This is a genomic window from Prauserella aidingensis, assembly GCF_024171865.1.
In the GTDB taxonomy this organism is placed as follows: Bacteria; Actinomycetota; Actinomycetes; order Mycobacteriales; family Pseudonocardiaceae; genus Prauserella; species Prauserella aidingensis.
In genome coordinates, this window is the sequence record NZ_JAMTCN010000075.1 from 1 (window position 1) to 1,155 (window position 1,155).

Sequence of the window (1,155 nt, forward strand, 5' to 3'; positions counted from 1 at the left end):
TCAACTTCATCGTCGACGGCCAGGAAACCAACCCCGGCACCGGCGGAGGCTTCCGACTCGACCGCGACGAAGCCATCCAACTCCAGAAAAAGGCCGTCGCCCTGGCAGAGCACTACAACGATCTGGCGCGAAGAACCAATCGCCTCAAGCAGATGGAAACGCCAGCCGACGTGCAGCCGTGCAACGCGTTCACCCAGACCATGACCAAGTCCTGGGACGCGGGCCACTCGAACACCGAACAGCTCCGGGAACTCTGGAAGACCCTGGCTGAGAAGCTCGGCACGATGCTGGGGATCTACGAGGAACAGGACGAGCAGTCCGGCAAGGACATCAAACAGTCCGGCGGCCAGGACTCGGGCGGAGGATACCTGGGATGAAACGCGTCATCATGGGCCTTGCGGCCGGAGCACTGCTACTCACCGCCGGATGCTCCGGCGAAGCGGACGGGCATGCGGAACCGACCGGCGGGTCGTCAGCACCGACGAGCCCCGCCGGAGCCTCCAGCTCCGCACCAGAATCCAGCACGGCGTCGGACCTGCCGCACAGCGGAGCTCCGGAAGTGACGAACCCGCTTCCGAAAACAGTTCTCTCCGGCAACCCCTGTGACGCCTTGGCACCGGAGCAAATCGACGCTGCTTTGGGCAAAGCCGTCGCAGGTGAACGGGAAGACCTTAGTTCCGGCCCGGGATGCCAATGGTCGAGGCCTGAGAAGTTCACCTCTATCGGAGTCGAGTTCAGCCTCGGCACAGGCGAAGGACTCAGTGCTCACTACGCCAACACGCAGCCAAAGAGCGCCATCTTCCGGGAAGCAGCGCCGGTGGGTGGCTTCCCTGCTGTCGAGTTCAAGAACTCCGAGGACAGCAGGTCGTGCGCGATTGCCGTCGGCATCGCTGACGAGTACTCGGTGATGGTCGGCACCACGCAGAACGAGAAGGGCTCGGACTCCTGCAAGGGAGCGGCGCGGGTGGCCGAAGATGTCGTGGGGAATTTGAAGGCCAAGGCGTGACGAGGGTGGCGGGCAGCTACCTCTCAGCCGGACTTCTAGCCACCTGCAGAAAGCCTTCCCCGGGAACGGGCGCCGGGTGGCCGACGTCCCACTTCCTGCGGGTGTTCCGCGGCGACCGGGCCTGCGAGACTGCGGCACCCGAGGCGGAG

The 1,155-nt window shown here is 64.7% G+C and carries 2 protein-coding genes; both read left to right on the forward strand.

What is annotated here, in order from left to right; all coding sequences use genetic code 11:
• The coding region (locus LY13_RS25470) for a type VII secretion target (protein ID WP_253831103.1) at nt 1-377 on the forward strand (377 nt) is incomplete at its 5' end.
• Nucleotides 374-1,006, forward strand: a complete 633-nt coding sequence (locus tag LY13_RS25475) for a DUF3558 domain-containing protein (protein ID WP_253831104.1) — start codon at nt 374-376, stop codon at nt 1,004-1,006. The genes LY13_RS25470 and LY13_RS25475, both read left to right, overlap by 4 nt.
• Nucleotides 1,007-1,155: the final 149 nt, after the last annotated feature.